This window comes from Pseudomonas sp. DCB_BI (genome assembly GCF_026240995.1).
GTDB lineage: Bacteria > Pseudomonadota > Gammaproteobacteria > Pseudomonadales > Pseudomonadaceae > Aquipseudomonas.
Window position 1 is genome coordinate 111,499 of sequence record NZ_JAPFCG010000022.1, and the last position, 7,569, is coordinate 119,067.

At 61.7% G+C, this 7,569-nt stretch carries 7 protein-coding genes and 1 pseudogene; 7 read left to right on the forward strand and 1 reads right to left on the reverse strand.

All coding sequences use genetic code 11. The features are described 5' to 3' along the window. Nucleotides 1–25: 25 nt before the first annotated feature. The 6 genes from OO258_RS22210 to OO258_RS22235 all read left to right on the forward strand — a co-directional run bounded on the left by OO258_RS22210 (nt 26) and on the right by OO258_RS22235 (nt 5,089). Nucleotides 26–1,651, forward strand: coding sequence for a twin-arginine translocation signal domain-containing protein (locus OO258_RS22210; protein ID WP_266032665.1), 1,626 nt, complete (start codon nt 26–28; stop codon nt 1,649–1,651). Nucleotides 1,652–1,773: 122 nt separating this feature from the next. Further along, entirely contained in the window at nt 1,774–2,250 is a 477-nt protein-coding gene (locus OO258_RS22215; RefSeq protein ID WP_110745638.1) for a sigma-70 family RNA polymerase sigma factor, read from the forward strand. Nucleotides 2,251–2,417: 167 nt separating this feature from the next. Next, nucleotides 2,418–2,897 (forward strand): histidine kinase, encoded by a 480-nt coding sequence (locus OO258_RS22220; protein WP_266032667.1) that lies wholly within the window; start codon nt 2,418–2,420, stop codon nt 2,895–2,897. 71 nt (nt 2,898–2,968) lie between these two features. Then, nucleotides 2,969–4,294, forward strand: a complete 1,326-nt coding sequence (locus tag OO258_RS22225; protein WP_110745640.1) for an MFS transporter — start codon at nt 2,969–2,971, stop codon at nt 4,292–4,294. Nucleotides 4,295–4,388: 94 nt separating this feature from the next. After that, on the forward strand, nt 4,389–4,685 hold the full coding sequence (locus OO258_RS22230) for a type II toxin-antitoxin system MqsR family toxin (RefSeq protein WP_023389615.1): 297 nt from the start codon (nt 4,389–4,391) through the stop codon (nt 4,683–4,685). Nucleotides 4,686–4,687: 2 nt separating this feature from the next. Next, nucleotides 4,688–5,089 (forward strand): type II toxin-antitoxin system MqsA family antitoxin, encoded by a 402-nt coding sequence (locus tag OO258_RS22235; protein WP_019437852.1) that lies wholly within the window; start codon nt 4,688–4,690, stop codon nt 5,087–5,089. A gap of 119 nt (nt 5,090–5,208) precedes the next feature. On the opposite strand, the gene OO258_RS22240 is transcribed toward OO258_RS22235, so the two are convergent. Then, nucleotides 5,209–6,891 (reverse strand): electron transfer flavoprotein-ubiquinone oxidoreductase, encoded by a 1,683-nt coding sequence (locus OO258_RS22240; protein ID WP_110745643.1) that lies wholly within the window; start codon nt 6,889–6,891, stop codon nt 5,209–5,211. Nucleotides 6,892–7,423: 532 nt separating this feature from the next. On the opposite strand from OO258_RS22240, the pseudogene OO258_RS22245 reads away from it, so the two are divergent. Further along, a pseudogene (locus OO258_RS22245) lies at nt 7,424–7,569 on the forward strand (electron transfer flavoprotein subunit beta/FixA family protein); the annotation flags it as partial.

Sequence of the window (7,569 nt, forward strand, 5' to 3'; positions counted from 1 at the left end):
CGCAATGAAGGCACAGGTAGTGGCAATGACGATTTCTCGACGCGGGTTCATCGCCGCTGTGGCATTGACGGGCGTGGCGGTGCCCGGTGCGCTGTATGTGCAGCGCCAGCGGGATGCCGAGGCGTTTCCGGAAACGCCTGGCGAGGCTGTTGTCGAGTTGGCCGATACCCGCCTGCAGCAGCTGGGCGACATCCTGCGGGGCGTCTGGCGCTGGACTGCACAGGGCATGGATGCCCAGCTGCAGGGCCTGCCCGACGGCGAGCTGGAGTTGTTTCTGGATGTCGCCAGCAATGGCCGGGGGCTGCGCGGCTACCTGGACACCGCCGAACGGCTGCGCAGTGAGCAGGAACCACGTTATCGGGTGATGGGTGACTTGCTGACGGACAAGCCCGGGACGTTGCGCTGGCGGCTGTTTTCAACCGAGCCCGGTGCAGGGCAGGCGCGCTATGAATGCCATGTCGTGATCGATGAGGTCTGGGGCGCCTTTGGCAATGCCGGGCCGGCAACGCTCAACGGCCGTGTCTCGGCCCTGGACCGCGCCCTGTCTCTGCCTGTGCTGGACAATGGCTTCCTGGCCTTGAAGCGCCCCTTCCCGGAGGCTCGCGAACGCACACCGCTGTCGCCGCAGTTGCTGGCTTGGCTCATAGCACCGGAGCACCGGCTGTTCCACCAGCTCTGGCACGCTTCACGGGACAAGTGGCACAAGCTGGAAGAAGACAAGCAGTCCGCCCTGCGTGGCTTGGGCTGGCAGCCCGGGCCGCGTGGCCAGGAGCGTGATGCACGTGGCCGACACAAGGATCGCAACGGCTCCGGAGAGGACTTCCTGTTCATGCACCGGCACATGCTTGGCAGTGCCAGGGCCCTGCAGGCACTGCCCTCGTGGGCCCGGTTCCCGCTGCCTCAGCCGGAACTCGAGCGTGACCGCATCGGGTTTGCGCGGTACTACGACAACCACGACGGCAACGCCCTGCCACCGACCTGGCTGGCCCATGACGACCCGGAATACACCCAGTGGGTACGCGCCATCAAGAGCCCGGACACCTTCCATGGCAACTTCCAGGTCTGGGAGTCGCGATACAGTGACCCGGATTACCTGGGCAAGCTGACCCTGGGGCAGTTCGGCTCAGAGCTGGAGCTGGGCCTGCATGACTGGTTGCACATGCGCTGGGCAGCGGTGCCGCGCGACCCGTCCAACGGTATGCCGGTGCCCGCCGCACGAACGCCGGGTGATTTTGCCGAGCGCTGGTTCGAGGCACGCAACGACTTTCTCGGCGACCCGTTCTCGTCACATGTAAATCCGGTGTTCTGGCATTTCCATGGCTGGATCGACGACCGGATCGACGACTGGTTTCGCGCCCATGAGCGGATCCACCCGGGCGAGATCCGTCGCCTGCAGGTGAACGGCGTATCCTGGTTCGCCCCCGGGCGCTGGGTGGAGGTGGCGGACCCATGGCTTGGTCCCGATACCCATGGCTGCTCCACGGTGCCGGGCCTGCGGCCGGGTCGAAGTGTCGAGATGGACCCGGAAACCATGAAGCTGGCGTTGCGCATCATATACGGCAACGAAGACCTCTTTGCCCGCTTGCGACCGCGGGTGCCGCAGCGGCCTTGGTACGCCCGCAATCTGAAACTCGTGCAGGCGTCGGGCTGACGATAAACGCAGTGCAACCATGCGTTGCTGAGAATCATTATATTTTGTAAGATCGCGCGCTGATATCACTCAGTTCTGCATCGGCCCCAGCGTGGGTGTGCAGGACGATTCCAGGTGTGGTTGTGGAACGTTACTATCGTGAATTGGTGAGTTTCCTGTCCGCGCGCCTGGGTAACCGTCAGGCGGCGGAGGACGTTGCCCACGATGCCTACCTGCGGGTACTGGAGCGAACGGACAACGGGCAGATCGAGCATCCGCGCGCCTTCCTGTACCGCACCGCCCTGAACCTGCTGGTAGACCGCCATCGTCGCCATCTGGTGCGTCAGGCCGAGCCGCTGGAGGTTCTGGACAGTGATGAGTGCTGGCACGTGCCGGCGCTAGCGCAGGAGTTGCAGCTCGATCAGCGCCTGGCCTTGATGCAGCGGGCACTTGACGAACTGACCGGCCCCTGCCGCGAAAGCTTCCTGCTACGCAAGATCGAAGGCTTGTCCCATCTGCAGATCGCCGAGCGCCTGGGCATCTCGCGCAGCCTGGTGGAAAAGCACATCGTCAATGCCATGAAGCACTGCCGGGTGCGCATGCGGCAGTGGGAGTCCTGATTGCCTGGCTAAAGGCGAATGCAAATTCCGTCAGTCAATCACTTGATTTATGCGGCTTTTCCGACTTCTATCAAAGAAGACCGCTGCCTGCGTTACTGTGGCAGTCGCCGTCACTGGCGCAGTATGGTCATGGAGCGTGCCCATTACCCAGCTGCCCAGGTCCGCCCATGGCAAACAAGACCCTGCGCATTCTCATCGCCGATGAACACCCGTGCCAGCGCTTGCAGCTGGAGCGGTTGCTCAATGGCCTGGGCTATTACCGGATAGCCCCAGTGGACAGCTTCGAGGAGCTACAGCGCTTGGTGCTGTGCGCCTTACAGCCCTTCAACCTGTTGCTGGGCAATATCGAACTGGCCAGCCATGCTGGCGTCGACCTGGCGCGCTTCTGTCGCGTCAGCACCCAGATCCAGCACGCCCTGCTGTACCACTCCAGCCAGTTGAAAGTGCCTGCGGTGCCGCAAACCGAGCGCCAGGCGGTCAGCCTGAGCCTGCCGCAGGCGCCTGATAACGAGGCGCTGGAGACGTTCATGGCAATCATCGATGCACCCCTGCTGGTGGGCAAGTTGCCGCTGCCGGGCAACGCGCCTGCCAATGCTGTCAGGCCACGGCCACGGGCCAACTTCGCGCACACGGTGTTCAACCGCTAGCCAAGCCGCCAGCGGGCAATCGGGCAGCGATTTGTTATGCTCTTGCCCTTTGCCGATTTGCGGACCCTGCCATGACTGCCATCGATACCGCTCGCCCGCCCCGGTTCAGCCGCGGCGACCACAGGACCCTGGGCCTGGCGGCGCTGGGCGGCGCGCTGGAAATCTACGATTTCATCATTTTCGTGTTCTTTGCGCTGACCCTGAGCCAGCTGTTCTTTCCACCCGAAATGCCCGAGTGGCTGCGCCTGCTGCAAAGCTTCGGCATTTTCGTCACCGGTTACCTGGCGCGTCCGCTGGGCGGCATCCTGATGGCGCACTTCGCCGACCACCTGGGGCGCAAGCGGGTGTTCAACCTGAGCATCCTGATGATGGCCTTGCCATGCCTGCTGATCGGGGTGATGCCGACCTACGCCGACATTGGCTACGCGGCACCGCTGGTCCTGTTGGCCCTGCGTATCCTCCAGGGGGCTGCTGTAGGCGGGGAAGTGCCGAGCGCCTGGACCTTCGTCGCCGAGCATGCGCCAAATGGGCGACGCGGCTATGCCTTGGGGTTTCTGCAGGCGGGGCTGACCTTCGGCTACCTGCTGGGGGCGCTGACCGCGACCTTGCTGGCGCAACTGTTCACCCCGCAGGAAATCCTCGATTACGCCTGGCGCTACCCGTTCCTCCTGGGTGGGGTGTTTGGTGTGATGGGTGTGTGGCTGCGCCGGTGGCTCAGTGAAACACCGGTGTTTCTCGCCCTGCGCGCGCGCCAGGCGCAACCTGTGACGTTCCCGCTGCGACGCGTGCTGGGCGAGCACCGCCGGGCGCTGATCCCCGCCGCGCTGCTGACCTGTGTGCTGACCTCGGCGGTGGTGGTGCTGGTGGTGATCACGCCGACGGTGATGCAGCAGCGTTTCGGCATGAGTGCCGGGTACACCTTCGCCCTGAGCAGCGTGGGCATCGTCTTCCTCAACATCGGCTGCGTGCTGGCCGGGCTGCTGGTCGACCGTGTGGGGGCCTGGCGCGCGCTGATGCTCTACAGCCTGTTGCTGCCGCTGGGTATCGGCGCGTTGTACGCCAGCCTGGTGGGGCAGTGGGGGATGACCTGGCTGGCGTATGCGCTGGCAGGGTTGAGCTGTGGCGTGGTGGGGGTGGTGCCCTCGGTCATGGTCGGGCTGTTCCCGGCCGAGATCCGGGTTTCGGGGATTTCCTTCACCTACAACGTGGCCTACGCACTGTGGGCCAGCACCACGCCGCTGGCGCTGATTGCGCTGATGCCGTGGAGCCCGTGGGTGTGTGTCGGGTTTTGTCTGATCATGGGTGCGGTGGGGCTGCTGACGGCCTTGTATTTCGGGCGTCGTGAGCCTTTGGTGTTTGCGGCGGAGCCGATGCCGGTCATGTGTGGCGACAAATGAGCCGGTAACGGATGCGGGGCGTTGAGGCAGACTTCCGGGCGGGGGTTATTGGAATAACCTATTAGCCAAATTTAACCTGGAAGGTTAATTTCTCATGGAAAAGAGAACGCCTCATTGCCCGCTGGAGCGTGTAAGAGCGCTGGTGGGCGCTGGCCGCATCAGCCCTACAACCGCTTCCTTACGAGGCGCTCAGGCCTTGGGAATGGAATATGCGGACATGCTGGAGGTCATCACCGGTCTGGAGCGCAGAGATTTCTACAAAAGCATGACCAGTTATGCCGACCACCGCGTTTGGCAAGATGTCTATCGGCCGCTTACGGTAAAGGGATATCTGTACCTGAAACTGTCAGTGGTAGATGACGCGCTCATCGTGTCTTTCAAGGAGTTGTGAACATGAGATGCCCAATTTGCGGAGGTGCCGAGCTCGCGCTAGACACTCAGGACATGCCCTACCGGTATAAGGGGGAATCGACCCTGATCCCTGATGTGACGGGCGATTACTGTTCTGTCTGTGGTGAGGCAGTGCTAAGTCATGACGAGGCTATGCGAGTCAGCGATCTGATGTCTGCCTTCAATCGCCAAGTCAATGCTCTAGACGTTGATCCCGATTTCATCGTTTCCGTACGCAAGAAATTTGATCTGGATCAGCGGGAGGCTGGGGAAATATTCGGTGGAGGAGTCAATGCTTTTTCACGTTATGAGAATGGCAAAACCAAACCGCCGGTGGCGCTGATCAAATTGTTCAAGTTGCTCGACCGTCACCCGGAGCTCTTTGAGGAAGTCAGGACTGCGTGAGGCGGTTGCCCGGCCTTGCTTGGGTTTCCAAATGACACTGTCTCTAGGCGCGGATAGCCAACAAAAAGCCCCCGGCCCATCAGGACCGGGGGCTTTTCGTTGCCACAAGGGCAGGGGCCTTACATGTTCGGGTAGTTTGGCCCGCCAGCGCCTTCAGGGGTGACCCAGGTAATGTTCTGGGCCGGGTCCTTGATGTCGCAAGTCTTGCAGTGCACGCAGTTCTGCGCGTTGATCTGGAAGCGCTTGTTGCCGTCTTCCTGAGTGACCACTTCGTATACACCTGCCGGGCAGTAGCGCTGGGCAGGCTCGTCGTACAAGGGCAGGTTGCTGGCGATCGGTACGCTTGGATCGGTCAGCTTCAGGTGGCAGGGCTGTTCTTCTTCGTGGTTGGTGCTGGAGAGGAATACCGAGCTCAGCTTGTCGAAGCTGAGCTTGCCGTCCGGTTTCGGGTAATCGATCTTCTGCGAATCGGCGGCCAGCTTCAGGCAAGCGTAGTCCGGCTTGGTGTCGTGCAGGGTGAACGGCAGTTTGCCACCGAACCAGTTCTGGTCGACATAGTTGAACGCCGCGCCCAGCAGCGGGCCGAACTTGTGCATGGCCGGGCCGAAGTTGCGGCTGGCGAACAGTTCTTCGTGCAGCCAGCTGGCCTTGAAGGCGCTGACATAGCTGTTCAACTGATCACCACCTTCGCTACCGGCGATCAATGCGTCGGCCACTGCTTCGGCGGCAAGCATGCCGGACTTCATCGCGGTATGGCTGCCCTTGATCTTGGCCACGTTCATGGTGCCCAGGTCGCAACCGATCAGCGCGCCACCATTGAAGACCATTTTCGGCAGCGAGTTGATGCCGCCTTTGGCCAGGGCGCGGGCGCCGTAGCTGATGCGCTTGCCGCCTTCGAGGTACTGGCTGATCACCGGGTGGTGCTTGAGGCGCTGGAACTCGTCGAACGGCGACAGGTACGGGTTGGCGTAGGACAGGTCGACGATCAGGCCGACCACCACCTGGTTGTTTTCCAGGTGATAAAGGAACGAGCCACCGGTGTTGTCCTTGGCCATCACGTCCAGCGGCCAGCCGGCGGTGTGCACCACCAGGCCTTGCTCGTGCTTGGCCGGGTCGATTTCCCAGATTTCCTTCAAGCCGATGCCGTAGTGCTGGACGTCGGACTCGCTGTCGAGGTTGAAGCGCTTGATCAGCTGCTTGCCGATATGGCCACGGCAGCCTTCGGCGAACAGGGTGTACTTGGCACGCAGTTCCATGCCCGGGGTATACAGGCCGTCTTTCGGGTTGCCTTCGCGGTCAACACCGAGGTCGCCGGTGACGATGCCGCGAACCACGCCGTTGTCGTCGAACAGCGCTTCCTGGGCGGCGAAGCCCGGGTAGATCTCCACACCGAGGTTCTCGGCCTGCTGGGCCAGCCAGCGGCACAGGTTGCCCAGCGAGATGATGTAGTTGCCCTGGTTGTGCATGGTCTTGGGCACGAACAGGTCAGGCACCTTGGTCGCGCTGCCGGCATCCTTGAGCACGTAGATGTCGTCGCGCTTCACTTCGGTATTCAGCGGTGCGCCGAGCGCTTTCCAGTCGGGGAACAGCTCGTTCAGGGCGCGGGGCTCGAACACTGCGCCAGAGAGGATGTGGGCGCCGACTTCAGAGCCTTTTTCCACCACGCAGACGCTGATTTCGCTACCGGCTTCGGCGGCCTTCTGCTTCAGGCGGCAGGCGGCGGACAGGCCCGCCGGGCCGGCGCCGACGATGACCACGTCGAATTCCATGTATTCGCGTTCCACTGGTTCTCTCCTACTCATCAAGGCTCGTGCTGTTGCTTTGTCTTATGGGTGCTTGCGCGCAGTGGCTCATCACGGGAGCGAAACTGTAGCTGCGCAAATGACGGACTACACCGTTTTGTCTTGGCCGCGCATTATATCTACACCACTTGGCGGGTCCAATACAAACGTTTGTTTGAATTTGCCGCAGGCCAGTAAAATCACAGGAGCGCGGCTGGAGGGTGACCGATTTGCCGTATTGACCGGATTGGGTGTTACGGTCAAGATACGAGCGGTTTTACGTTCGCCGTAGGCTTGCAGCCGGGCGCAGGTACACCTCTAAAGACCAGGTGTGGAGCAGGGTTTTGCGGGCTTAGGCCGGTTTGTAGTGGAGTTTACACGCCACGACAGAAAATGACCCGTGAGTATTTGTCGCAAGAGTCCGGACAAGACTGTTCGGTCACAGTGAAGATGCTGCTTCCCGGTACGTTTTTAGAGGTGCCCTTGTACCCACGCGCATCGCCGGGCATGGCCCCAGGCGACTATCTATTCACCGGAGAGTAACGAGGAATCCATGAAGGTTCTTGTAGCTGTCAAACGAGTGGTCGACTACAACGTCAAGGTTCGCGTCAAGGCGGACAACTCCGGCGTCGACCTTGCTAACGTCAAGATGTCCATGAACCCCTTCTGCGAAATCGCCGTGGAAGAAGCCGTACGCCT

Excerpts from the sequence above, each read along its gene's own strand:
- OO258_RS22210 (WP_266032665.1), top strand. The coding sequence starts at position 26 with ATGACGATTTCTCGACGCGGGTTCATCGCCGCTGTGGCATTGACGGGC.
- OO258_RS22220 (WP_266032667.1), top strand. The coding sequence starts at position 2,418 with ATGGCAAACAAGACCCTGCGCATTCTCATCGCCGATGAACACCCGTGC.
- OO258_RS22225 (WP_110745640.1), top strand. The coding sequence starts at position 2,969 with ATGACTGCCATCGATACCGCTCGCCCGCCCCGGTTCAGCCGCGGCGAC.
- OO258_RS22230 (WP_023389615.1), top strand. The coding sequence starts at position 4,389 with ATGGAAAAGAGAACGCCTCATTGCCCGCTGGAGCGTGTAAGAGCGCTG.
- OO258_RS22235 (WP_019437852.1), top strand. The coding sequence starts at position 4,688 with ATGAGATGCCCAATTTGCGGAGGTGCCGAGCTCGCGCTAGACACTCAG.
- OO258_RS22240 (WP_110745643.1), bottom strand. The coding sequence starts at position 6,891 with ATGAGTAGGAGAGAACCAGTGGAACGCGAATACATGGAATTCGACGTG.